This is a genomic window from Corallococcus macrosporus DSM 14697, from assembly GCF_002305895.1.
Taxonomy (GTDB): domain Bacteria; phylum Myxococcota; class Myxococcia; order Myxococcales; family Myxococcaceae; genus Myxococcus; species Myxococcus macrosporus.
This window is the reverse complement of sequence record NZ_CP022203.1, coordinates 8,271,994-8,294,501: the sequence shown is the minus strand read 5'-3', so window position 1 is coordinate 8,294,501 and position 22,508 is coordinate 8,271,994. Positions and strand designations below refer to the sequence as shown.

General features: G+C 73.2%; 20 protein-coding genes. 11 read left to right on the top strand and 9 right to left on the bottom strand.

Translation table 11 applies throughout. The features are described from left to right. Positions 1 to 2: 2 nt before the first annotated feature. Entirely contained in the window at positions 3 to 926 is a 924-nt protein-coding gene (locus MYMAC_RS33690) for a transporter (RefSeq protein ID WP_095961041.1), read from the bottom strand. 185 nt (positions 927 to 1,111) lie between these two features. Between MYMAC_RS33690 and MYMAC_RS33685 the strand changes: the two genes are divergently transcribed. After that, the gene (locus MYMAC_RS33685) at positions 1,112 to 1,549 is read left to right on the top strand and encodes a DoxX family protein (RefSeq protein ID WP_013937379.1); all 438 of its coding nucleotides are present in this window, start codon (positions 1,112 to 1,114) and stop codon (positions 1,547 to 1,549) included. A gap of 3 nt (positions 1,550 to 1,552) precedes the next feature. Here MYMAC_RS33685 and MYMAC_RS33680 read toward each other — a convergent pair whose 3' ends face one another. The 4 genes from MYMAC_RS33680 to MYMAC_RS33665 are packed head-to-tail and all read right to left on the bottom strand — an operon-like array spanning position 1,553 to position 3,963. Next, entirely contained in the window at positions 1,553 to 1,867 is a 315-nt protein-coding gene (locus tag MYMAC_RS33680) for a hypothetical protein (protein ID WP_239989181.1), read from the bottom strand. Positions 1,868 to 1,923: 56 nt separating this feature from the next. Then, complete coding sequence (locus tag MYMAC_RS33675; protein WP_095961039.1) at positions 1,924 to 2,343, bottom strand: hypothetical protein; 420 nt, start codon at positions 2,341 to 2,343, stop codon at positions 1,924 to 1,926. Positions 2,344 to 2,354: 11 nt separating this feature from the next. Next, a complete protein-coding gene (locus MYMAC_RS33670; protein WP_095961038.1) occupies positions 2,355 to 3,008 on the bottom strand; it encodes a Mov34/MPN/PAD-1 family protein in 654 nt (217 codons plus the stop codon). Positions 3,009 to 3,060: 52 nt separating this feature from the next. Continuing rightward, complete coding sequence (locus MYMAC_RS33665; protein ID WP_095961037.1) at positions 3,061 to 3,963, bottom strand: metallophosphoesterase; 903 nt, start codon at positions 3,961 to 3,963, stop codon at positions 3,061 to 3,063. Between the two features lie 360 nt (positions 3,964 to 4,323). Here MYMAC_RS33665 and MYMAC_RS33660 point away from each other — a divergent pair, with 360 nt between their 5' ends. After that, positions 4,324 to 5,484 carry a sensor histidine kinase gene (locus tag MYMAC_RS33660; protein WP_013937382.1) on the top strand — a complete coding sequence of 387 codons (1,161 nt, stop codon included), beginning with the start codon at positions 4,324 to 4,326 and terminating at the stop codon, positions 5,482 to 5,484. A 30-nt stretch (positions 5,485 to 5,514) separates the two neighbouring features. Here the strand turns inward: MYMAC_RS33660 and MYMAC_RS33655 are convergent, their stop codons facing one another. From MYMAC_RS33655 to MYMAC_RS33640, 4 genes are all read right to left on the bottom strand, one after another. Further along, on the bottom strand, positions 5,515 to 7,008 hold the full coding sequence (locus tag MYMAC_RS33655; protein ID WP_275663106.1) for a procyclic acidic repetitive family protein: 1,494 nt from the start codon (positions 7,006 to 7,008) through the stop codon (positions 5,515 to 5,517). Positions 7,009 to 7,294: 286 nt separating this feature from the next. Continuing rightward, complete coding sequence (locus tag MYMAC_RS33650; RefSeq protein ID WP_013937384.1) at positions 7,295 to 7,831, bottom strand: hypothetical protein; 537 nt, start codon at positions 7,829 to 7,831, stop codon at positions 7,295 to 7,297. Between the two features lie 138 nt (positions 7,832 to 7,969). Beyond that, positions 7,970 to 8,350, bottom strand: a complete 381-nt coding sequence (locus tag MYMAC_RS33645) for a response regulator (RefSeq protein ID WP_013937385.1) — start codon at positions 8,348 to 8,350, stop codon at positions 7,970 to 7,972. Between the two features lie 187 nt (positions 8,351 to 8,537). After that, positions 8,538 to 8,987, bottom strand: a complete 450-nt coding sequence (locus MYMAC_RS33640) for a Fur family transcriptional regulator (RefSeq protein ID WP_043710035.1) — start codon at positions 8,985 to 8,987, stop codon at positions 8,538 to 8,540. Positions 8,988 to 9,555: 568 nt separating this feature from the next. Between MYMAC_RS33640 and MYMAC_RS33635 the strand changes: the two genes are divergently transcribed. The 9 genes from MYMAC_RS33635 to MYMAC_RS33595 all read left to right on the top strand — a co-directional run bounded on the left by MYMAC_RS33635 (position 9,556) and on the right by MYMAC_RS33595 (position 22,481). Then, on the top strand, positions 9,556 to 11,523 hold the full coding sequence (locus tag MYMAC_RS33635) for an ATP-binding protein (RefSeq protein WP_239989180.1): 1,968 nt from the start codon (positions 9,556 to 9,558) through the stop codon (positions 11,521 to 11,523). A gap of 276 nt (positions 11,524 to 11,799) precedes the next feature. Continuing rightward, a complete protein-coding gene (locus tag MYMAC_RS33630) occupies positions 11,800 to 12,177 on the top strand; it encodes a response regulator (RefSeq protein WP_013937388.1) in 378 nt (125 codons plus the stop codon). Beyond that, on the top strand, positions 12,174 to 14,231 hold the full coding sequence (locus MYMAC_RS33625; RefSeq protein WP_095961035.1) for a chemotaxis protein CheA: 2,058 nt from the start codon (positions 12,174 to 12,176) through the stop codon (positions 14,229 to 14,231). Before MYMAC_RS33630 ends, MYMAC_RS33625 begins: the two co-directional genes overlap by 4 nt. Further along, positions 14,228 to 14,674, top strand: a complete 447-nt coding sequence (locus MYMAC_RS33620) for a chemotaxis protein CheW (RefSeq protein ID WP_095961034.1) — start codon at positions 14,228 to 14,230, stop codon at positions 14,672 to 14,674. Before MYMAC_RS33625 ends, MYMAC_RS33620 begins: the two co-directional genes overlap by 4 nt. Beyond that, positions 14,655 to 17,204: a methyl-accepting chemotaxis protein gene (locus tag MYMAC_RS33615; protein ID WP_095961033.1), complete on the top strand. Its 2,550-nt coding sequence runs from the start codon at positions 14,655 to 14,657 to the stop codon at positions 17,202 to 17,204. Before MYMAC_RS33620 ends, MYMAC_RS33615 begins: the two co-directional genes overlap by 20 nt. Further along, positions 17,201 to 19,567: a HEAT repeat domain-containing protein gene (locus MYMAC_RS33610; RefSeq protein WP_095961032.1), complete on the top strand. Its 2,367-nt coding sequence runs from the start codon at positions 17,201 to 17,203 to the stop codon at positions 19,565 to 19,567. The genes MYMAC_RS33615 and MYMAC_RS33610 overlap by 4 nt, the downstream gene beginning before the upstream one ends. A 10-nt stretch (positions 19,568 to 19,577) precedes the next feature. Next, on the top strand, positions 19,578 to 20,399 hold the full coding sequence (locus tag MYMAC_RS33605; RefSeq protein WP_013937393.1) for a CheR family methyltransferase: 822 nt from the start codon (positions 19,578 to 19,580) through the stop codon (positions 20,397 to 20,399). Further along, a complete protein-coding gene (gene cheB / locus MYMAC_RS33600) occupies positions 20,396 to 21,445 on the top strand; it encodes a chemotaxis-specific protein-glutamate methyltransferase CheB (protein ID WP_095961031.1) in 1,050 nt (349 codons plus the stop codon). The genes MYMAC_RS33605 and cheB overlap by 4 nt, the downstream gene beginning before the upstream one ends. Before the next feature lie 61 nt (positions 21,446 to 21,506). Beyond that, positions 21,507 to 22,481, top strand: coding sequence for a fatty acid desaturase family protein (locus MYMAC_RS33595; RefSeq protein ID WP_095961030.1), 975 nt, complete (start codon positions 21,507 to 21,509; stop codon positions 22,479 to 22,481). The last annotated feature ends 27 nt before the right edge of the window (positions 22,482 to 22,508 follow it).

The following is a 22,508-nucleotide window of genomic DNA, read 5'->3' as shown; positions in this document are numbered from 1 at the left end:
GTTCAGAGGTCGTAGGCGACGGACAGCATCGCGATGGGCGTGGGGGAGACGCGGCCACGCAGTTGGTTGATGACGGGCACGCGCACGCCCGCGGCGACGACGACGTCCATGGCCGGGGTGAAGAGCACGTCGGGGGACGCGTAGCCGATGAAGCCGCCCGTGTGCTCGTGGCGGTCGTGGTCCGTGTGGCCCTGGTGCTCGCCCGCGGTGTCGGCCGCCGCCTCCAGGCGGCTGTCGAAGCCCAGGCGCAGGGCCCAGCGGGCCGCCGGCTGGTACTGCGCGGCCAGCGTGGTGCGCAGCGAGGCCCCCGCGCGGAAGCCCTGGATGCCGCGCGTGGGGAGGAAGCCGGTGGCGCTGGCCAGGAAGGACCAACTGCCCCGGAAGTGCTGATAGGCGAAGCCGGCCAGTGGGTCCACCGAGCCGCTGCCGAGCTGACTGTCCAGGGTCAGCTGGGCGCCGCCCGGACCGCGCAGCACGGGGGCGGTGGGGAGCTTCACGCCGCCCAGCACGCTGAACAGGTGGTCCGCGGAGAAGGCCTTGTCCTGGAAGAGGAACACCTTCGCGGCGAGCTCCACGTCGCCGAGGCCCCAGCCGCGGTCCCGGGCGAGGCTGGCGTGCCGCACCTCGCGGGCCTGCAGGGGCAGGGTGGCGGAGAGGAACAGCCAGGGCAGGGGCGCGTAGGCCACCGCCAGGTCCATGCGGGCTTCGCGCAGGCGCAGCGCGTCCACGCCCTCCGTGCCCACCGTGTGGCCCCAGCCCCGGAGGGTGGAGGACAGGCGCAGGCGGCCGGAGAACGGCTGCTCGGTGCCCATGGACATGAGCGTGGGGTCGCCACAGGCGCAGGTGGCGCAGGCCCAGGCGCTCGAGGTGGGGGCGAGCAGCAGGGCGCTGGACAGCAGGAGGGTGAGGGTCAGGGCGTTCTTCACGGCCCGCGCACCTTATGTGTTGGCCCCAAGGCCCGCGTGTGGCGTGTTGTCGCAGCGGGCCACGGCCACGGAAGGCGGGCGGGCAGGCGAGCGGCCGGTGTCACGCAGGAATCAATGCCCACGTTGAGAATGACGACGTCCTGCCAGCGTTGTGGGGCTGGGAGGAGGGACATTCGGGAGGATTCATGGGCGTGTTAGCGCCGCTTGGCCGGCTGCTCTTCTCGGCCATCTTCATCACCAGTGGCCTGAACCACTTCTTCCAGTTGGAGGCGCTGACGGGCGTGGCCCAGGCGTCCGGCGTGCCCGAGCCGCGCATGGCGGTGCTGGCGTCAGGCGTGGCGCTGGTGGCGGGCGGCCTGAGCGTGCTGCTGGGGGTGTTCGCGCGCCTGGGCGCGGCGGCCATCGCCATCTTCCTGCTGGCCGCGGCCTTCATGGTCCACCGGTTCTGGCTGGTGCCGGACCCGGTGCAGGCGCAGAACCAGCTCATCCACTTCATGAAGAACCTCTCCATGGCGGGGGGCGCGCTGTTCATCGTCTACTTCGGGTCCGGGCCCTTCAGCCTGCGGCGCAAGAAGGCGGAGGGGCTGGGGAGCGGGCGGCTGGGCGTGCCGCTGCGGCCCTGAGCCTCAGGGCGCGGGGGCGCTGGCGGCGGCCGGGGCCTCCGCGCCGTCGGGCACCCAGGTGATGAAGGTGGAGGCCTCCGGCAGGTTCTTCTTCAGCTTGTCGCAGGGGACGTGCACGATGGCGTGATTGTCCATGCTCGACGTGAGCAGGAAGCAGCTCTCCGTGCGCGGGTCGATGAGATAGGCGAGCCGGTTGTCCACGTTGATGAGGGCGAACTTCCCCGGGGTCGGCATCTTGACGTAGTCGACGTGGGACGGAATGCCGCAGCCCACGAGCGGCAACAGGAGCACGGCACAGCGGAGCAGGGATTGGCGCATGCGGTGCATGCTACCCCGCTTGGGGAGCGAAGCCCCACGGGCCGCGATGGGAAGCCTCAGTGCTGGACCGCAAGGATTCGCCAGGTCTTCGAGTCAATGGCATACCGCGCCCCCATGTCCTGGGGAGCCCCCTTCCGTTCACATGCGTCGGGGTCCAGGGAGATGCTGACGAGGATGACACCATTCTCGTACGGCGCCGCGGTCACGTCGTAGGAGTCTCGGCGATAGAGGCATTCCCCTCCTGGACGGTCACCCGGTGGAAGCTTCATGTCCCACGGCAGGAAATCCTCCATGGCGAGTTGGACGGCCTGGGCCAGGGGTCGCCGAAGGATGACGCGTCCCTCCTCAGGCATGCCCATGGGGAACTCGAACCTGGAAGCTTCTTCCGCGGGCGCGTGTACGGGGCGCGGAGGTCGCTTGAAGAGAGCGCAGGCTGGCAGGATGCACAGGCACATCAGCGGCAACCACTTCGGCATGGCGTCTCCTGTCAGTCCTTGCGTCCCACGGGGGTGATGAATCCAAACGGCTTGTCCTCGGGCTTGATGAGCCCGACGAGGATCCACTGCTTCCCCTGGCGCGAGTAGACCTCCCCGGGCCTGTCTACATCATCCAGATGGGGAACCAGCTTCTGGATGTGGCATGCCGAATCGAACTGAATCTTGATGACCCAGAGTTGATTGGCGGCGCGGCGGTCTGGTTCGGACAGGGGCGATGGATGCCAGGGGTGACTGTGGTAGTCCGCGAGAGGGGAGATGGTCCGCGCCTCGGGGTCGATGACCTTGCGGACGGGGAAGCAGGACTTCCGTTTCGACTCCCTTCGTAGCTGCCATCGGCCAAGCGGCGAAGGATGGCTGACACGGTAGACGCCGTCGCCTCGGGAGTAGATGAGGCCGCAGTATTCCTGCCCGTAATCCCGGTCGGTCGCGTTCGGGAGCTTCATGATGGCCGGACAGAGGCGGTCGATGACCTCATCCACGTCTCGTGAGGGCTCGACGTCGGGCCATGGCCCTCGCGCCCAGACATAGTCCGAGTCGTGGTTGATGAAGCCGTACTGCTCGGTTTCGCGTGCCTTGGGTGGCGCGCTTTCACACGCAAGGCACGCAAGAAACAGCCACGCCGGCCACCGGAGCCTCGAATGCATGCCTCCTGCTTAGGAGATGCACAGGCAGGCACGCAAGTCAGGCTGGCGCATGCTACCCCGCGCTGGCGGCGGCCTGGCGCAGCGTGAAGAAGGCCACCTCCGGTTCGCTGCCCCGGCGCAGGTAGGGGCCGCCGAAGCCGAAGCCCAGGCCCCGGTTCACGTACAACTGGTTGCCATTCACGTGGTAGTGGCCGCGGATGTAGGGCTGGCCCGCGCGGCGGAAGAGGGCCTCCGTCAGGCCGCGCACCACGAACTGGCCGCCGTGCGTGTGCCCGGAGAACTGCACCAGCCCCGCGTGCGCCGGCAGCTTCTCCGCCGTGGGCGGCGTGTGCGCCAGCACCAGCCGCGTGCCCGACACCGGCGCGCCCCGGAAGGTGGCCTCCACGTCGTCCCGGCCGGTGAGCCCGTCGTCGATGCCCAGCACCGTCACCGGCGCGCCCTTCACGTGCACCTGCCGGTGCTCGTTCTGCAGCACCGTGTAGCCCAGCCGCTCGAAGGACTCGCGCAGGTACGGCGCGTTCACCCAGTGGTCATGGTTGCCCATCACCACGAAGACCGGGCCTTCGATGCCGGCCAGCAGCTCGCGCACGCGCGGCAGCGGCTTGGGGCTGTGCGTCACGTAGTCGCCGGTGAGGAACACCAGGTCCGGCTTCTCCGCGTTGACCGCCTCCACCGCGCGGCGGATGCGCACCGCCGAGGTCGCCTGCCCCACGTGCACGTCCGAAAGCTGCGCCACGCGCAGGCCGTCATGCCCGGCGTGCATGTGCTGGAGCATCAGCACGTTCTCCGTGAGGGAGAAGTGGTCTCTCCACCGCAGCCGCCGCTCCGTGCGGAAGGGGTCGGCGCCGCTGCGCGCGAGGAGCTCGTTGCGCCCCTCCTCCCGGGCCTCCCGCCGGACGGAGTTGGCCGGAGCTGCCAGGGGCGCGGCGCGGCGGGCGAGACGTCTCAGGCGCATGCGGTGTTCGTTCCTTTCCGTGCCGTGGACGGCGAGAGGGCTCGGTTGATTCTAGAGAGCCATGCGGGGTGGGTTGAAGCAGGTGTCTCTCGCACGCCTGCCCAGGCAGCGGCCGACGCGCGGGTGCAGGGGGAAACCCGCGCGATTTCAGGAAGATTCCGCAGCGGCCTCAGGCATCCTTCCACCATTGGACAGACGTCCGGGGGGCGTGCAGTGACGGTGACCGTCGGGATTGCTACACCGGGGGAGACGATGACCCCCAGGCTCGGGTCCGCCGCCCGGGACACAGGGCCGGACGTGACAGCTCCAGCAGGTGATGGAGGAAGCGCCGCGCCTCCGCCCCACGGCGACTCGCGGCCGGTGGCGCTGGCGGAGCTCATGTCCACGGTGCCGCTGGGCATGGCCGTCATCGACCGCGAGCTGCGCTTCGTGGAGGTCAGCGACGCCATGGCCGCCATGCACGGCGTGCCGCGCGAGGCCCACCTGGGACAGCCCATGATGGACGTGCTGCGCGCCGAGCCCTCCGCGGCGGACGTGGTGCGCCGCGTCCGCCGCGTGCTGGAGACGGGCGTGGCGCTGGAGGGCGTGGAAATCATCCACCGCGAGCCGGGCGCGGACGGGGAGCGCACCCGCGTGTACCGCGCCAGCTACCACCCCGTGCGCCGCGACGGCGCCGTCGTCGCCGCGTGCATCTACGTGGAGGACATGACGGAGCGCCGCCGCGTGGAGGCCCAGCGGGACGCGGGCGCGGCCCGGGAGCGCTCCGTGCGCGAGCAGGCCCTGCGTGAGACGCAGGAGGCCGTGCGGGTCCGGGACGAGTTCCTCAGCGTGGCGGCCCACGAGCTGCGCACGCCCCTCACCAGCCTGCGCCTGCACCTGCAGTTGCTGCTGCGCCAGGTGGGCGGCTCGCAGCAGGAGCCCCCGGCGGAGCTGGCGCCCCGGGCCCGCGTGCTGGACAGGCAGTTGTCGCGGCTGGCGGGGCTGGTCAACACGCTGCTGGACGTGTCCCGGCTGGCCGCGGGGCGGCTGTCCCTGGAGCCGCGCGAGCTGGACCTGGCGCAGCTGGTGCGGCAGATGGCGGAGGCCTTCTCCGAGGAGTTCAACCGCGCCGGCAGCGCGCTGTCGCTGCACGTGGACGGCCCGCTGCTGGGGGAGTGGGATTCGCTGCGCCTGGAGCAGGTGCTGGTGAACCTGCTGTCCAACGCCGTGAAGTACGGCGAGGGCCGGCCGGTGGAGGTGTCCCTGGTGGGCGAGGGCCCCACCGCGGTGCTCGCGGTGAAGGACCAGGGCATCGGCATCTCCGAGGACGGCATGGCGCGCCTGTTCGGCAAGTTCGAGCGCGCGGTGTCGGAGCGGCACTACGGCGGCCTGGGCCTGGGGCTCTACATCACCCGTCAAATCGTGGAGGCCATGGGCGGCAGCATCACCGTGCGCTCCGCGCAGGGGAAGGGCTCCACCTTCATCCTCCGGCTGCCTACCCGGCCCCCGGCGCCCAGGAAGGCCGCCGCGGGCGCGCGGTAGGCCCCCGGCGCGCCAGGGGCCCCGCGGGCCTCAGTTACCGCGCAGCACGGTCAGCCCGCTGTCTGTGAGCACGTACAGCGCCGCCGGCGTCACGCGCGGGTCGTAGAGGAGCTGACGCACGCGGGAGCCGCTCACGTCCGACACCTTCTCCAGCGTCTTCATCGGCGTGAGGCGCCACAGGCCCGCCCGGTCGGTGCCGATGTAGAGCGAGCCGTCACCGGTGGCCGCCAGCGCGTTGATGCGCTGGAGCGCCGCGCGCTGCTCCGCGTTGGCGCCGTTCAGCCGCGTGCCCGTCTGGGCCTGGTTGGAGGCCCAGGTAATCTTCATCTCCCACAGGCCGTGGTCCTTGCTGCCCAGGTAGTAGCGGCCGTCCGTGGTCTGCTGGAAGCCGCGCCAGCTATCGAACTCGCTGAGGCCGTTGACCTCCGGCAGGTAGGACGACTCCACCTTCATCGGGTTGACGTTCTTGTCCATGTTGTCCCAGTCGCCGTGGTGGGGCGTGGGCGTGACGATGCCGAACATCCACTCGTTGGCGATGAGGACGTCCCCGTCCTGCGCGATGCCCAGGCCGTAGGTGTAGCCGGCCATCTGGCTGCCCTTCTCGTTGAGCCACACCGGGTGCCGGTGGGAGCTGTACTCCAGCCCGCGGATGCGGGTGACGCCGTGGTTGGAGCCCACGTAGACGTCGCCCTGGTCGCGGCCGTGCAGCACCGTGATGCAGCTCAGGATGCTGCGGTCCTCGTCGAAGTGGTGGTCGTTGCTGTTGCGGATGCCCAGGTTGTGCACGTCATCCAGCCGGCGCGGGCCCGTCTGCACGCGGGGGTTGCCGTGGTCGTCCGTCGTGTTGCGCACCGACTGGTGCAGGTGTTCCTCCAGGACGATGTCGCCGCTGGCGTTCAGCTTCACCACGTCCACGTCGCCCTGCTTGTAGTACTGGAGCCGGCGGTGGCTGTACGGGAAGCACGGCTGCGCCGGGTCCGGCTGGTAGCACTCGTTGGGGCTGACGATGTAGTTGGGCTGCAGGCCCGGGAACTCCGGGTCCTCGCGCAGGTCCGTCGTGGCGTAGCCCACGTAGGCGCGGCCCGCGCTGCCGCCGCAGATGACGGTGGAGCCGGTGGCCGCGCGGTCCGGACCGAAGCCGCCTTGCGCCTGGCCAATGGGCGCGCGCGTCCAGACGACCTGCTGTGTGTCCGCGCGCAGCACGCCAATCCGGTCGCCATCCAGCAGCCAGATGTTGTGCGCCGCGTCCACGCCCATGGCCTGCGCCCGGGAGAGGTTGTAGCGCGCCGAGTAGTTCGTCACCGCGTCCGTCGGCCATGGGCCCTCGGGCGGGCCGCTGCCCGCGTCGGGCTCCGGGTCCGTGCCGGCGTCCGGCTCGGTGCCCGCGTCGGGCTCCGGGTCCGGCCGCGTGCCGGCGTCCGGCTGCGTGCCCGCGTCCGGCTGCGTGCCCGCGTCCGGCTGCGTGCCCGCGTCCGGCTCGGGCCGCCCCGCCGGTGGTCCGTTGTCGATATCGTTGTCCGTCATGGGGGGGGAGGGCTCGTTCGAGCCACCGCACGCCCACGTCGCCATCACCACCGCCCCGAGAAGCCCGCCCCACAGTCGTCGATTCACCGCAATCCTCCTCCCGCGGGACGCACAGCAATCCGCGTACCGGGCTGGGGACGCCTGGCCGCCTGGGAAAGCGGGTCAGCGTGGGAAAAAGCCTTCCGCGGCAGGGGAAGCCGGTGACCTCGCTGTGAAAAAAGACAACGGGCCCGCCTCCGGCGTGGAAGCGGGCCCGCCCTGTCGCGCGAGGCGTGTGTCGCGAGGACTACCGCGTCGGCGTGCCGTCCAGCTCCTTGTCGACCGACTCATGCGTCTGCGTGCCCGCGCCGCCGGTGCCCGGCTGCTGCTTCTGGGCGCCCTTGGGGCTGGTGGCGCGCAGCTCCACCGCGACGACCTCCTGGCCCTCCAACTGGAACCTGGCGCGCACCGCGGAGCCCTCCGGAATCTGGTCCGTCTTGGCGACCTTCTTGCCGTCCAGCATCAGCACCGTCTTGTCGCGCACGTCCAGGTCCGCGTCGGGCAGCCCCGGGCGGGAGAGGCTCACGCCGTCCGCGGTGGCGTCCTTGAGGGTGCCTCGCAGGCTCATGGCCTTGTCCCTCTTGAAGGTGCCTTCGTCCTCCGTCTGGACGCCCGTCACGTCCTTGGCCGCCTCGCCAATGGCGGGGCCGACCTCCGTGGCGTCCACGCCGGTGCTCTTCTCCGTGCCGGGACGGGGCACCTGCGTCTCCGACGGCGGCGGCTGCTGCTGCGCGAAAGCGGCGCTTCCCACGCACAACGCGAATGTGGCGATGAGCTTCTTCATGGTTTCTCTCCCCCTCGGTTCCGGTTGGATTGACTGGCTCCTGGAAGCAAGGGTGGGGCCGCTTTCCGCGCTCGCCAATCCGGGCCGGGTGTCCGCGCCTCGCTCCTGATTGGAGGGCAGGCCGGCGGGCGCCCGGCGTCAGTTGGGGAGATGGCTGAGCCGCTTCACCGCGTTGAGCAGCTCGCTCAGGTCCAGCGGCTTGCGCAGCCAGCCGGCGACGCCCAGGCCCTCCGCCGCGCCCTGCACGTCCAGGTCCGCGCTGGCCACCAGCACGGGGATGCGGCTGAAGCTGGTGTCATGCCGCAGCGCCTCGCGGAAGGCGAAGCCGTCCATGCGCGGCATCATCAGGTCCAACAGGATGAGGTCCGGCATGGACTCCACCTGCCGGAGGTGCGCGAGGGCCTCCAGCCCGTCCGCGGCGAGGAGGACGGCGTAGCCTTCCAGCTCGAACACGTCCTGGAGCGCGTCTCGGATGTCGAGGTCGTCGTCGACGACCAGCAGTGTCTGGAGCGGTTGCACCGAAGCCTCCGGCGGAGGCGGGGCAATCTCCCCCGCGGCGCCGTCCCCACGATGTGTCCGCCCCCTCGAAGGGGGAAGCGCGCGGCGGGCCTGGGGGCGGGGAAATGCTCAGCCCCCGACGCATGCCAGGCCGCTCTCCAGTCCTCTTCCCGGGGAGGGGCGCGGCGCGCCCTGGCGCCGCGACAGGTCAGTTGCAGCCGTCGCAGAGGCCGCGAAGCTGCACTTCCACCGAGCGCTGGGACACCGCGCGGGGCACGCCCTTGGAGGCCGCGATGCGGACCGACTCCTCCGGCAGACAGGCCACCGTGCCGCAGTCGGTGCAGGTGAAGTGCGGGTGGTTGCCGCCGTGCGCCTCGCCGGCGCGCTTCAGCTCGAAGCGCCAGACGTGGTCGCCCAGGTCCGCCCGCACCACCAGCCCGGCCTCGGTGAGGTCCGTCAGGTTGCGGTAGATGGTGACCCGGTCGTAGCCCTCGTCCCCCAGCGCGTCCACCAGGTCCGCGTGGCTCATTGGCGAGGTGGCGTCCTCCAGCTCCCGCAGCACCGCCACGCGCGGCGCGGTGCTGCGCAGGCCCGCGGAGCGGATCCGGTCCTGGAACTCGGTGAGCTTCGGCTGCACGGCGCTTCTCTTTGCTCCCATGATGCCCTTTCGATAACCGATTTGACGGTCACTTTCACCCTGCTGAGACCCGGAGCGTTGAGTCCTCGCGCTCCGCGTTGCGCATCCCAGCGGGTCTCCCCCGACTCCCCGCACAGGCTTCCGGCTGACGGTTGTATCCGTTTCCAATGCAATCCGGATGCAGAAGAATCGCCGTTGCCGCCGTGCCTGGGTGGACCTTGTCCCGGGGCCCCGTGCCAGGTGGCGGGCCCGCCTGGAGTCCAGAGGCCGGGGTGAGAAGCGGGATTTCCAAGAAGACGCGCGGCATGTCGCTGGGAAAGACCTCCGGGGGGGCGGGCTGGCCACAGCCGGCCCCTGGATGGCCGGCTGCGACTGTCGGCGAGATACCGATGCCGCTCCGGATGCATCCGCCACCCAGGTGCGTTCCGGGATGGAGGGGCCGGAGGCGGCCGACTGGCGGTCATTTGCACCGGAGAACACTTGCTGCCGGACTGCTTGACTCATCGCGTCCGGTGCCCAGACTGCGACTCTTTCCTTCATCCAGGGCGCCGGGGCGTCCTGGCCGCCCGCCCGCCTTCGACCCGTCGTGATGACGCCCTCCCTCCTGCTCATCGAAGACCCCGGCGCCACCCGGGAGCTCCAGGTGCTCGCGCTGGAGAGTCAGGGCTGGAAGGTCTGGGTCTCCGCGGACGTGCCGGGCGCCTTGACGCTGCTGCAGACGCAGTCGGTGCAGGTGGTGGTGGCGAGCGCGGGGCACCTGGTGGCGGACGGGACGCACCTGGAGGCGCTGCGGAGCGCCCTGGAGCTCGCGGGGGCCTTGCTCCAAATCAGCGCCTTCCCGGCGGAGCGGGAGGCGCTGCGCCCGCTCGACCTGCCCGTGGAGCGCTACCTGGGCCGGCCCCTGTCGCTGGGGGCGTTGGTGGAGGGGGCCCGGCAGGCCGTCCCGGTGGAGGCGGGGTGGGGCCTGGACGCCCGGCGGCCCCGGGTGCTGGTGGCGGACGACGACCCGGTCTCCCGCAAGCTGGCGCAGCTGCACCTGGCGCCCTTCCGCTTCGAGGTGTCCCTGGCGGCGGACGGCGCCACGGCGCTGGACCTGGCGCGGCGCCGCGGCCCGGACGTGGTGCTGGCGGACGCGCTGATGCCGGGCATGGACGGCTTCAAGCTGTGCCTGGGGCTGCGGCAGGACCCGCGGCTGGCCCGGGTGCCCGTCATCCTCACGCACACCGTGGCGCCGGACGAGTTGGATTTGCGCATGGCCCACAACGTGGGGGCCAACGGCTTCGTGCGCAGGACGCAGGAGGGGGACGAGCTGCTGGGCGCGCTGCTGCGCGAGCTGCGCGCCGGTGGCCCTTCCCACACCGCGCCGCCCACGGACCTGAGCACCGAGGACCACCTGTACCGGATGGTGCGGCAGTTGGAGCGGCGGGTGGGGCTGCTGGAGCAGGCCGAGCGCACCGCGCGGGAGAGCGAGGCGCGGTACCGGCTGGTGGTGAGCGGCTCCTATGACGGCATCTGGGACTGGGACTTGCGCGGCCAGGCCTTCTACTGTAGCCCGCCGCTGCTGGAGATGCTGGGCCTGGAGCCGGGGGACTTCGGCGGGACGTTCTCCGCCTTCCTGGAGCTGATTCACCCGGAGGACCGGCCAGACGTCATGGCCGCGCTGTCCGCGCACCTGGAGCGGGGCGCGCCCTATGACGTGTCCCTGCGGCTGCGGCACGTCACCGGCACCTGGCGCTCGTGCGTGAGCCGGGGCCGGGCCCTGCGGGACGCGCAAGGCCGCCCGGTGCGGATGGCCGGCATCATTGGCGACGTGACGGAGCAGCTCCGCCTCTACCGCGAGACGCAGGAGGCGGTGCGCGCGCGCGATGACTTCCTCAGCGTGGCGGCCCACGAGCTGCGCACCCCGCTGGCGGCGCTGCGCCTGCGCGTGCAGGGCGCCCAGGGCGTGCTGCGCGCGGGGCTGGGGCACGGCACGGCGCGGCTGGAGCGCGCGCTGGACTCCGCGGACCGGCAGGTGCAGCGCCTGTCGGACCTGGTGGAGTCGCTGCTGGACGTGTCCCAGCTCCAGGGCGGCGCCCCGCGCCTGCACCTGGAGGACGTGGACCTGGCGCGCGTGGTGCGCGAGGCGGTGACACGTTCGGAGGAGGCGGCGGCGCGCGCGGGCTGCCTGCTGGTGCTCGGCCCGCTGGAGCCCACGCCGGGGCGGTGGGACGCGGCGCGCCTGTCCCAGGTGATGACGCACCTGCTGTCCAACGCGATGAAGTTCGGGCCGGGCAAGCCGGTGGAGGTGGCGCTGGAGGCCGGGCAGGACGTGGCGACGCTGATGGTGAAGGACCATGGCATCGGCATCGCGCCCGGGCGGCTGGAGAGCCTCTTCCGGCGCTTCGAGCGCGCCGTGCCGGTGCGGCACTACGGCGGGCTGGGCCTGGGGCTGTACCGGCTGCGCCGCATCGTGGAGGCGCATGGGGGCGGGGTGTCCGTGGACAGCGCGCCCGGAGAGGGCGCGACCTTCCGTGTCCGCCTGCCCCGCGAGGGCCCGCCCGCGGTGAGGGACTGATTGTCCGAGCGAACGCGGCGCGCACGGCACCAGGCGATGAAGCCGTGGGTCAGCAGCAAAGTGGACGGGCCGCTGCCCTCCAGGGGCGCGGGCGCACGGGGCGTCAAGGGCCTGGCCGCACCCCGGGCGCGTCCTGGCTGGCACCCTCTGTTCCAGAGGAGGCGCGTCGTCTCTGTGGACTGTCCGCCAGTGTGCGCTGTAACAGCCTCATGTCCGGCCATGTCTTTCAACTTCGCGGAATCGCTCTAGGTTCGGTGGCCGTTTCCAGGGGATGCCATGGCTGAGGTGCTCGTCGTCGATGACAGCAAGGTGATGCGCGACATGGTGGTCGCGTGCCTGCGGCCGTATCCGGGCCTCACCTTCACGCATGCCTCCAGCGGCCTGGAGGCCATCGAGCGGTTGTCGCTCCAGCCCTACGACTTGCTGGTGCTGGACCTGAACATGCCGGACATCGGTGGCATCGAGGTGGTGGAGTTCGTGCGGGGGCAGGACCGGCTGCGTGAGTTGCCCATCATCATCGTCACCACGCGCGGGGACGATGCCTCGCGGGCCCGGGCGTTGGCCGCGGGCGCGAGCCGCTTCATGACGAAGCCCTTCACGCCCGACGCCATCCTGTCGGAGGTGCGTGGGCTCCTGGAGGGGAGGCGCGCTTGAGCGCGTCCGTGGACCTCGCGGACTTCCTCCCCGCCTACCTGGCGGAAGCGGAGGAGCTGCTGGGGACGGGGCACCGTCAGTTGCTGGCCATGGAGGCCAGCATCCGGCGGGGGCTCGCGAACCCGCGCGCCGTGCGTGAGCTCTTCCGCGCCGTGCACACCATCAAGGGCCTGTCCGCCATGGTGGACGTGGAGCCCATCGTCGACATCACCCATTGGATGGAGACGTGCCTGCGCCACGCCGACCGCGCCGGAGGCCGGCTGCCCGAGGCCAGCGTGGAGCCGCTGATGGAGGGGCTGCGCGAAATCGAGCAGCGGGTGCGCCAGCTCGCCGCGGGCAAGCAGGCCGCGCCGGTGCCGCCGGGGCTGCTGTCGCGGCTGGAGGCGCTCGAGGCCGAGGGGAGCTCGGGCGGCGGCGCCCCGAGGGCCGCGCCCGCCGCGCTGGCGCTGGAGGAGGCGGTGGCCGCCCGGCTCTCCGCCGCGGAGCGCGAGCAGCTCGTCACGGGCGCCACCGGCGGACGCCGGGCGGTGCGGCTGGACTTCATCCCCGGCGCGGACCGCGCGGCCCACGGCGTCACCATCAACAGCGTGCGCGAGCGCGTGGCGGCCCTGGGCGACACGGTGAAGGTGCTGCCCCTGTCGGGCCCCGCCGCGGGCGGCGGGGCGCTCACCTTCGTGCTGCTGCTGCTCACCGAGGCCCCGGACGCCGCGTTGCTGGAGGCGGCGGGAGGCCCGCCCGCGTCGGTGCGCGCGCTCACCGCGGCGCCCGCCAGCGCGCCGGAGCCGCTGCCCGAGCTCGCGGCCCCGGACGAGGAGCCCGAGGAGGCGCGGCGGGGCGGCGGCTCGCTGCGGGTGGAGGTGTCCCGGCTGGACGAGGCCCTGGAGCGGCTGGCGGCGCTCGTCGTCAACCGCTCGCGCCTGGCCCGCGCGGTGGCGGCGCTGACGGCGGCCGGGGCGCCCACGCGCGAGCTGCAGGCCATCCTCCAGGAGAACGCGCGCCAGCTCCGCGACATGCGCGCGGCCATCCTCCGCCTGCGCATGGTGCGGGTGGGGGACGTGCTGGAGCGGCTGCCGCTGCTGGTGCGCGGCCTGCGCCGCAGCACGGGCAAGTCGGTGCGGCTGGAGCTGGACGTGGGCGACGCGGAGCTGGACAAGGCCGTGGCGGACCGGCTGCTGCCCGCGCTGGTGCACCTGGTGCGCAACGCGGTGGACCACGCGCTGGAGCTCCCGGAGGCGCGCCGCGCCGCGGGCAAGCCCGACGAGGGCGTGGTGCGCGTGGCCAGCCATGGCCGGGCCGGAGGGCTCCTGGACCTCACGGTGTCGGATGACGGCCGCGGCGTGGACGCGCAGGCGGTGGCCGCGCGCGCGGGCGTGCCGGTGCCCGCCTCGCCGGACGCGCTGCTGGAGGTCCTCTGCCGCCCCGGCTTCTCCACCCGGGACGCCGCCAACGCGACGAGCGGGCGGGGCATGGGCATGGACATCGTCCACCGCATCATCGTGGACCAGTTGGGCGGAGAGCTGGGGCTGGAGACGCGCCCGGGCGCCGGCACCACCTTCCGGCTCCGCGTGCCGCTGACGATTACGCTGCTGGACGCGCTCGTCTTCGAGTGCGCCGGGCTGCGCTACGCCGTCGCGGTGGGCTCCGTGGAGGAGCTCATCGAGGTGGACGCCGCGCAGGTGGTGCGGCCGGCGGGCGCGGGGGGCGTGTGCCTGGTGGAGCGCCGGGGCAACACGGTGCCGCTCCTGACGCTGGCCCGGCTGCTGGGCCGGGCGGGGCTGGGCGGGTGTGAGGGCCCGGCGGCCAAGGCGCTCCTCGTGCGCCAGCGCGGTGAGCTCATCGCGTTCGGCGTGGACCGGTTGGTGGGACAGCAGGAAATCGTCCTGCGCCCGCTGGAGGACCCCCTGGTGCGCGTGCCCGGCGTGGTGGGCGCCACGGACCTGGGGGATGGCCAGCCGACGCTGGTGCTGGACCTGGCTGCGCTGGGGCTCGCGCGCGCAAAGGGTTCGCCGCGGCGGCAGGGCGGCCTGGCCCGGGAAGAAGGGCGCCTCATATGAGCGTGCTGCACGTGGTGTTCAAGGTGGACGGAGCGGAGTACGTGCTGCCCGCGGCGGACGTGCTCCAGATGGAGTCCTTCACGGGGGCCACGCCCGTGCCGGGCGCCGCGCCGCACGTGGCCGGGCTGGTGCAGGTGCGCGGGCGCGTCATCCCGGTGGTGGATGCCCGCCTGCGCTTCGGGCTGCCGGCGGTGGCGCGCACGCTGGACTCCCGGGTGGTGGTGGCGCAGCTCGGCAACCGGGTCGTGGGGCTGGTGGTGGACAGCGCCCGCGAGGTGCTGAAGCTGGACCCCCAGCAGCTCAAGCCGCCCCCTCCGCTGGTCGTGGAGGGAGCGCACGGGTTCGTGAAGGCCGTGGCCCAGGTGGGCCCGCGGCTGGTGATGCTCATCGATTTCCCTCGGGTCATCGGGGAGGAGACGTTGGATGGCGACGGACAGCGGTAACGCAGGGGCGGGGCAGGTGGAGGCGCGCACCCTGGCCGAGGACGCGTTGCGCGGCGTCCAGGAGGGCGTGGGCCTGGTGCAGTCGGTGGAGGGGCTCGCGGCGCGGCTGGCCTCGGGCGGCAACGAGCAGGTCGCGGCCCTGGAGCAGGTGCGCGCCGCCATCGAGCTGGTGGCCGCGTACGCGGAGGAGACGGGGCAGTCCGTCCAGGAGCTGGTGCGCTCGCAGCGCACGGTGAGCGAGTCCGCGCGCGCCCAGGCCCAGGAGGCCGAGGCCACCGCGGGCACCTTGCAGGAGGTGAACGCCTCCGTGGCCGGCGTGCGCAAGGACGCCGCGCACCTGGCGGCCTCGTCCGACACCACGGCGGGGGCGTTGGAGGAGGTGTCGCGCTCGGTGAAGGGCGTGAGCGCCAACGCGGAGGAGCTGGCCGCGTCCAGTGAAGAGCTGCTGGCCTCCATGACGGAGATGAACGCCACCGTGGCGGACCTGGTCGCGCGCAACCAGGCCAGCGCCGCCGCCACGGAGCAGGTGGCCGCCACCGCCGAGGAGATGGCCAAGGGCATTGCCCGGCTGTCCACGGATTCCCAGGGCGTGGGCGAGCGCGTGGGGCAGGTGACGCAGGCGGTGACGGGGCTGGTCCGCTCCCTGGCCGAGGTGTCCAGGGACGCCACGAGCATGGCCTCCAGCGTGGAGGATACGGCGGCCACGGTGGAGGAGCTGGCGCGCAGCGTGAAGGGCGTGGCGGAGAACGCCCGCGCGCTGGAGTCCCACTCGGCCACCACCGCGTCCACGGTGGAGGAGGTGGCCGCCAGCGTGGAGGAGGTGGCCGCCACGGCGGAGAAGAACGCGGCGGTGGTGGATGCCAACGCGGCCACCATTGAAGAGCTCGCGCGCTCCGCCCAGACGGTGGCGAAGGCCTCGGAGCAGATCAACACCCTGGCGGCCGGCAGCGCCACCGCCTCCGCGCAGCTCGAGTCGTCCACGCGGCGGGTGGCGCAGATGATGGAGGAGGCGCGCACCACCGCCGAGCGCGTGGGCACCACGGCGCGCGAGGGCGGCGCCACGGTGACGCGCTCCATCGCGGGCTTCGGCCGCATCCGCGAGTCCATCACCGGCTCGGCCGGGGTGATGAAGGAGATGGGCCGGCGCGCCGAGGAGATTGGCGACATCGTGCAGACCATCAACCTCATCGCGGACCGCACGAACCTGTTGTCCCTCAACGCCAGCATCGAGGCGGCGCGCGCCGGGGAGCATGGCCGGGGCTTCGCGGTGGTGGCGGAGGAGATTCGCGCGCTGGCGGACCGCGCGGCGGCGGCCAGCTCGGACGTGGCGAAAATCGTCCGGGGCCTGCAGACGACGGCGCGCGAGGCGGCCACCGCCACGGGCGAGGGCGTGCGGGCGGCGGACGAGGGCGCGGCGCTGGCGGCGGACGCCGAGCGCGCGCTGTCCACCATCCTCAAGGGCGTGGATGACCTGGGCCTCAACGTGCGCGAGGTGTCCCGCGCCTCCGGCGAGCAGGTGCAGGCCACCCAGGCGCTGGTGCAGGGCACCTCGAAGGTGAGCGAGCAGGGGCGGGCCATCGCCTCGTCCGCGGCGGAGCAGGCGCAGGCGGCCCAGTCGCTGGCGCAGGGCGGCGCGGAGATGCGGCGCATGGCGCGGCAGACGATGCAGGCCACGGCGGAGCAGGCGCGCGCGCTGCGCGACGTGGTGCGCTCCAACGGGCAGCTCGCGGAGGTGGCGCAGAAGGTGTCGCGCGCCGTGCAGGAGCAGGCCCTGGCGGCGGCGGACCTGGCCAAGGGGACCTCGCAGATGCGCCAGTTGGTCCAGGGCGTGAGCGCGGCCGTGACGGCGCAGAGCCGGGACGTGGCGGGGGTGGGGACGCTGGCGCAGGAGGCGGCCACCGCCACGCAGCGCACCCTGGTGGGGCTGGCCGAGCAGGCCACGGCCTCCCAGGAGGTGACGCGGGCCATGGAGGAGACGCGCAAGCAGGTGGCCCAGTCCGCGCGGGGCATGACGGAGCAGGCCCGGGCCCTCAAGCAGGGCGAGACGGCCAGCCGCCAGGTGGCGAAGCTGGCCGCCTCCGTGACGCGGGCCACCGAGGAGCAGGCCAAGGCGCTCACCGGCCTGGTGCGGGAGGCGGACGAGGTCCGGCGCGTGGCCCGGCAGACGGCGCGCGCGCTGGACGAGCAGGCGGAGGCGCTCACCTCGCTCACCCACGCCGCCGGCCGCCAGGCGTCCGGCGTGGCCGTGGTGGCGCGCGCCAGCGCGGAGGCGACCACCGTGATGGAGGGCCTGGCCAAGAGCGTGGAGGAGCTTCGCCTCCGGGCCCGCGACATCACCACCGCCACCACGCAGCAGACCCGCGCGGCGGCCACCACCGCCACCGAGGTGCAGGAGGTGGCGGGCCGGCTGTCCCAGCTCTCGCGGCTGCAGGGCGCGCAGGCGGAGAGCCTGACGCGGCTGCGCGGCGCGCTGGGTGGCGGGAGCGACAACCCCGAAGCGGCCCCGACGCCGCGGGAGCAGCGGGCATGACGGGGGCATCCTCGACGTCGTTGCATCCCCTGACATTGTCGGCGGAGGACCGCTCGCAGGTGGACGAGGTGGAGCAGCTCGCCCGGCGCGGCGCCGCCAGCCTGTCGCTGCTGGTGGGCGGGCTGGACGCCCAGAGCTGGGCGGTGCGGCGCGCCGTGGTGGGCGCCCTGGCGAAGCTGGGGACGCCGGCCGTGGCGCCGCTGCGCGACGTGCTGGTCCACCGCCGCGACAGCGAGGCGCGCCTGGCCGCCGCGGTGGAGGCGCTGGTGGCGTCCACGGGGGACGTCGAGGGCGCGCTGGAGGCGCTGAGCGAGGACGGCAACCCCGCCATCGTCTGTGACGTGGCCCAGGTGCTGGGCCGGCGCCGCAGCCGGCGCTCGGTGCCGCTGTTGTCCCGGCTCACCGTGCACCCGGACGACAACGTGGCCGTGGCGGCCATCGAGGCGCTGGGCCGCGTGGGCGGCGGCGCGGCGGTGGACGCGCTGCTGGCGGCGCTGGGCAGCGGCAACTTCTTCCGCATCTTCCCCGCCATCGACGTGCTGGGGCGGTGCGGGGACCCGGTGGTGGTGCCCGCGTTGCTGGCCCTGCTGGCGGACCCCTTCTACACCCTGGAGGTGGCGCGCGCGCTGGGCCGCACCGGCCAGGAGGCCGCGGTGCCCGCGCTGGTGGGGCTGCTGCGCAAGGGCAACGACGCGTCGGTGCGCGCGGCGGCGGTGGCGCTGGTGGACATCCACGAGGCCCAGGTGCAGCGCTTCGGCGGGTCGCGCACCGTGCAGACCGCGGTGCGGGGCCCGGAGTCCGCCGTGCTGGGGCGGCGGCTGTCGCAGGGCGTCTCCAGCGCGGACACCACGGAGAAGACGGCCCTGTCGCGCCTGTTGGGCTGGGTGGGCGGCCTGGACGCCGCCTCCGGCCTGTTGAAGCTCCTGGACGGGCCGGACCCGTCGGTGGCGCGCGCGGCGGCCGGCGCGCTGTCGGAGCTGGGCGCGGACGCGGACGCGCAGATTCTCCAGGCATTGCGTGAGGGGGACAGCGCCCGGCGCCGCGTGCTGTTGCCGCTGGTGGGCCGCCGGGCCGCGGCGGTGCCGGACGTCATGTCGTGCCTGGAGGACCGGGACGCGTCGGTGCGCGCGCTGGCGGCGGACACGCTGTCCCGCATTGGCAGCCCGGCCGCGGTGCCGGCCCTGTTCGAGCGGCTGGTGGACGAGGACCTGCGCGTGGTGCAGGCCGCGGTGGGGGCCATCCAGTCCCTGGGCAGCGACACCACGGAGAAGCTGGCGCTGCAGGCGGCCCGCTCCCCCGACGTGCGCCTGCGCCGCGCGGCGCTGCGCATCATCTCGTACTTCGGTTATGCCAACGGGCTGGACGTGCTGCTCCAGGCCATGAGGGACCCCGACGAGCGCCTGCGCGACGCGGCCATCTACGGCCTGCCCTTCATCGAGGACCCGCGCGCGGTGGACGCGCTGCTGACGGCGGCCAACCACGAGTCGGAGCGCACGCGCGCGGCGGCCATGCGCGCGCTGGGGCAGACGGAGAAGGAGGCGCGCATCACCTCCACGCTGCTGCGCGGCCTCAATGACCGCGACCCGTGGGTGCGCTACTACGCGTGCCAGGCGCTGGGGAAGCTGAACGAGGAGGCCGCCGCGGACGCCATCGTCGCGCTGGCGGACGACGCCGCGGGCCAGGTGCGCGTGGCGGTGGTGGACGCGCTGGCGCACATGCACACGGAGAGCGCGATGACGGCGCTCCAGCGCGCGGCGGCCAGCGCGGACGCGGACGTGCGGCGCGCCGCCCTGCTGGGCCTGGGCGTGGGCCGGCGCCCGGACGCCCTGCCCGTGCTGCTGGAGGCGGCGAAGTCGGAGGACGCGGCCACCCGGCTCGTGGCCCTGTCCGCGGTGGCGGAGTACGACGCGCCGGAGACGCTGCCCGCGCTGCTGCACGCCGCCGGCGACGGGGACGACAGCGTGCGCAGCGCCGCGGTGGGCTTCATCGCCACGCGGCCCGGCGTGCCGGCCACGCAGGCCCTGGTGTCCCTGCTGGGGGACATGACGCTGCGCGAGCGGGTGGTGAGCGCGCTGGCGCTGCCCCTGGAGGGGCGGCTGCCGGGCCTGCTGGCCGCGCTGGAGGCGGCGGACGAGGTGACGGCGCCGCTGCTGGTGGCGGCGCTGGCCCGCATGCGCCGCTCGGACGCGCGCGCCGCGCTGCTGCAGTTGCTGGTGTCCGCCAGTCCCGCGGGCCGGCGCGCCGCGGTGCCCGCGGTGGCCGCGCTGGGCACGCTGGAGGCCCACGAGGCGCTGGAGCGCGCCTCCACGCAGGACGAGGACCCCGAGGTCCGGCGGGCATGCCGGTTGGTGCTGAGTCGCTGAAACCACCGCCATGTTCTCACTGCCCATGTCTCCCCAGGTGTTCGCCATCCTGGCCGCGCTCATCGAGCAGCGCGCCGGGCTGCACTACGCCCCCGAGGACCGGGAGTTGCTCGCCGACAAGGTCGTGCCCCGCGCGCTGGACGCGGGCTTCGACTCGCTGCTCGACTACTACTACTACCTCCGCTACGACCCGGCGGGCCCCGAGGCGCTGGACGCGCTGGTGGACTCGCTGCTGGTCCACGAGACGTACTTCTTCCGGGAGCCGCTGCCGCTGCGCGTGCTGACCGAGGACCTGCTGGTGCCCGCGGTGCGCGCCGGCCGGCGGCCGCGGGTGTGGAGCGCGGCCTGCTCCACCGGCGAGGAGCCCCTCACGCTGGCGATGCTGCTCGCGGAGGCGGGGGTGCTCGGAGGCGTGGAGCTGGTGGCCAGTGACTTGAGCGCCCGGGCGCTGGAGCGGGCCCGCGCCGGGGAGCACAACCTGCGCTCCCTGCGCGCGCTGCCGCCGGGCGTGGAGGGCCGGTGGCTGGAGACGCGCGCGGGGCGGCCGCACGTGCGCCCGGAGCTGGTGGAGGCGGTGGACTGGCGGCGCGTCAACCTGGTGGACGCGCGGGCGGTGGCGGAGCTGGGCGCTTTCGACGCCATCCTCTGCCGCAACGTCCTCATCTACTTCCAGGACGACACCGCGCGCCAGGTGGTGTCCTCCCTCACGCGCGCGCTCGTGCCAGGGGGGCACCTGCTGGTGGGCACCTCCGAATCCCTGATGCGCTTCGGCACCGCGCTCACCTGCGAGGAGCGGCGCGGCACCTTCTTCTATACCAAGGCGGGTCCATGACCGCGGTGTCTCCCATTCGCGTGCTGGTGGTGGATGACTCCGCCTTCGCCCGCAAGGTGTTGCGGCAGGTGCTCTCCGGCGCGGACGGCCTGGAGGTGGTGGGCGTGGCGCGCGACGGCCTGGATGCCCTGGAGAAGGTGGCCGAGCTGTCCCCGGACGTGCTCACGCTGGACCTGGTGATGCCGGGCCTGGACGGGCTGGGCGTGCTGCGCGCGCTCGCCTCCGGCGCCTCCATGCCCCGCGTGGTGGTGGTGAGCAGCGCGGGCGAGGAGAGCGAGCTGGCGGTGGCCGCGCTCCAGGCCGGCGCGGTGGAGCTGGTGCACAAGCCCACCGCGCTCGCCACCGAGCGGCTCTACGAGCTGGGCAGCGAGCTGGTGGAGAAGGTCCGCACGGCCGCGGGCGCGGTGGCGCGCGCGCTGCCCGAGCCCGCGGCGCCGGCCGCGCAGACGTCCGCCGCGCCGGCGGCCCGCGCGGCGGCGAAGAGCCTGGTGGTGGTGGGCACGTCCACCGGCGGGCCGCAGGCGCTCACCCGGCTGTTGTCGGAGCTGCCCGTGGACTTCCCCGCCCCGGTGGCGCTCGCGCTGCACATCCCCGCGGGCTACACGGAGGCGGTGGCCCGGCGCCTGAACGCGCACTGCGCGCTGGAGGTGCTGGAGGCGGTGGACGGGCTGGAGCTGCGGCCCGGCCGGGTGGTGCTGGCCCGCTCCGGGCAGCACCTCAAGCTGGAGCGCCACGGGGCGGTGACGCTCGCGCGGCTGGACCGGCAGCCGCTGCGCACGCAGCACCACCCCAGCGTGGACGTCCTCTTCGAGTCCGCCGCGCGGAGCTGGGGCCCGGACGCGGTGGGCCTGGTGCTCACCGGCATGGGGGATGACGGCGTCGCGGGGGCCCGGGCCATCCGCCAGGCCGGAGGCACCGTGCTCACGGAGAGCGAGTCCTCCTGCGTGGTGTACGGCATGCCGCGCGCCGTGAACGAAGCCGGGCTGGCCACCGCCAGCGCGCCGCTGGAGGGCATGCTGGGGCTGCTGCGGCGCCATGTGCGTTGAGTTTCACCCTTCCACGAAATGCCGGGGGGGTGGATGGCAGGGGAGGCCCGGCTGCGTCAGGATGGCCGGCATGCTCCGATACGCCGCTGACCGCCGGACGATGCTGTGGTGTCTGGCCATGCCCGTGGTGGCCCTGTCGATGTACGTGGCCCCCGCGTGGATTCCCTACCTCTGCCCGCTGGCGTGTTACCTGGCGCTGTCGGCAGGCGTCATCGCGCACAACCACAACCACTGCCCCACCTTCCGCAGCCGGAAGCTGAACGAGGCCATGGGCATGTGGCTGTCGCTCTTCTACGGCTACCCCACCTTCGTCTGGATTCCGACGCACAACCTCAACCACCACAAGTTCGTGAACAAGGCGGGGGACGCCACCATCACCTGGCGCTACTCCAAGAAGCACAACTTCCTGGTGGCCTTCCTCTTCCCCTTCGTCTCCACGTACTGGCAGCAGGAGCCGACCAAGGCGTTCATCGACAAGGCCCGCGAGCGCAACCGCCCGCTGTACCGCCAGATTCTCACCCAGTACGCCGTCTGGGGCGGCACGCACGCGGCGCTGCTGGGGCTGGCCATGGCGATGCACGGCGTGGCGGGCGGCGCGCGCGTCTGGGCGCTGGCCTTCCTGGTGCCCGCGCTCTTCTCGCTGTGGACCATCATGTTCTTCAACTACATCCAGCACGTCCACACGGACCCCTGGAGCGAGCACGACCACAGCCGCAGCTTCACCGGCCGCCTCATCAACTTCTTCCTCTTCAACAATGGCCTCCACGCCGTGCACCATGAGACGCCGGGCCTGCACTGGAGCCTGCTGCCCCAGGCGCACGCGAAAATCGAGGCCGCCATGGACCCGGCCCTCAAGCCGGTGAGCTTCTTCGCCTGGTGCTTCCGCTCGTACGTGGTGGCGCCCTTCCTGCCCCGCTTCGGCACGGCGCAGGTGGGACGCGCCCCCTACGAGCCCCCCGCGGGTGTCGCGCTGGACCTGCGCTTCGGGGACGACCTGCAGGCCGTCGACTCGGGCGTCAACGTCGCCCGCGTCTGACGCCGCCGCGTGGCGCCGCGGACCCCG

What these genes read in the sequence shown, in the direction of transcription:
- MYMAC_RS33635 (WP_239989180.1), top strand. Translation starts at nt 9,556, where the DNA reads ATGACGCCCTCCCTCCTGCTCATCGAAGACCCCGGCGCCACCCGGGAG.
- MYMAC_RS33675 (WP_095961039.1), bottom strand. Translation starts at nt 2,343, where the DNA reads ATGCCGAAGTGGTTGCCGCTGATGTGCCTGTGCATCCTGCCAGCCTGC.
- MYMAC_RS33670 (WP_095961038.1), bottom strand. Translation starts at nt 3,008, where the DNA reads ATGCATTCGAGGCTCCGGTGGCCGGCGTGGCTGTTTCTTGCGTGCCTT.
- MYMAC_RS33595 (WP_095961030.1), top strand. Translation starts at nt 21,507, where the DNA reads ATGGCCGGCATGCTCCGATACGCCGCTGACCGCCGGACGATGCTGTGG.
- MYMAC_RS33655 (WP_275663106.1), bottom strand. Translation starts at nt 7,008, where the DNA reads ATGACGGACAACGATATCGACAACGGACCACCGGCGGGGCGGCCCGAG.
- MYMAC_RS33650 (WP_013937384.1), bottom strand. Translation starts at nt 7,831, where the DNA reads ATGAAGAAGCTCATCGCCACATTCGCGTTGTGCGTGGGAAGCGCCGCT.
- MYMAC_RS33620 (WP_095961034.1), top strand. Translation starts at nt 14,228, where the DNA reads ATGAGCGTGCTGCACGTGGTGTTCAAGGTGGACGGAGCGGAGTACGTG.
- MYMAC_RS33605 (WP_013937393.1), top strand. Translation starts at nt 19,578, where the DNA reads ATGTTCTCACTGCCCATGTCTCCCCAGGTGTTCGCCATCCTGGCCGCG.
- MYMAC_RS33685 (WP_013937379.1), top strand. Translation starts at nt 1,112, where the DNA reads ATGGGCGTGTTAGCGCCGCTTGGCCGGCTGCTCTTCTCGGCCATCTTC.
- MYMAC_RS33630 (WP_013937388.1), top strand. Translation starts at nt 11,800, where the DNA reads ATGGCTGAGGTGCTCGTCGTCGATGACAGCAAGGTGATGCGCGACATG.
- MYMAC_RS33640 (WP_043710035.1), bottom strand. Translation starts at nt 8,987, where the DNA reads ATGGGAGCAAAGAGAAGCGCCGTGCAGCCGAAGCTCACCGAGTTCCAG.
- MYMAC_RS33615 (WP_095961033.1), top strand. Translation starts at nt 14,655, where the DNA reads ATGGCGACGGACAGCGGTAACGCAGGGGCGGGGCAGGTGGAGGCGCGC.
- cheB (WP_095961031.1), top strand. Translation starts at nt 20,396, where the DNA reads ATGACCGCGGTGTCTCCCATTCGCGTGCTGGTGGTGGATGACTCCGCC.
- MYMAC_RS33610 (WP_095961032.1), top strand. Translation starts at nt 17,201, where the DNA reads ATGACGGGGGCATCCTCGACGTCGTTGCATCCCCTGACATTGTCGGCG.
- MYMAC_RS33665 (WP_095961037.1), bottom strand. Translation starts at nt 3,963, where the DNA reads ATGCGCCTGAGACGTCTCGCCCGCCGCGCCGCGCCCCTGGCAGCTCCG.
- MYMAC_RS33680 (WP_239989181.1), bottom strand. Translation starts at nt 1,867, where the DNA reads ATGCGCCAATCCCTGCTCCGCTGTGCCGTGCTCCTGTTGCCGCTCGTG.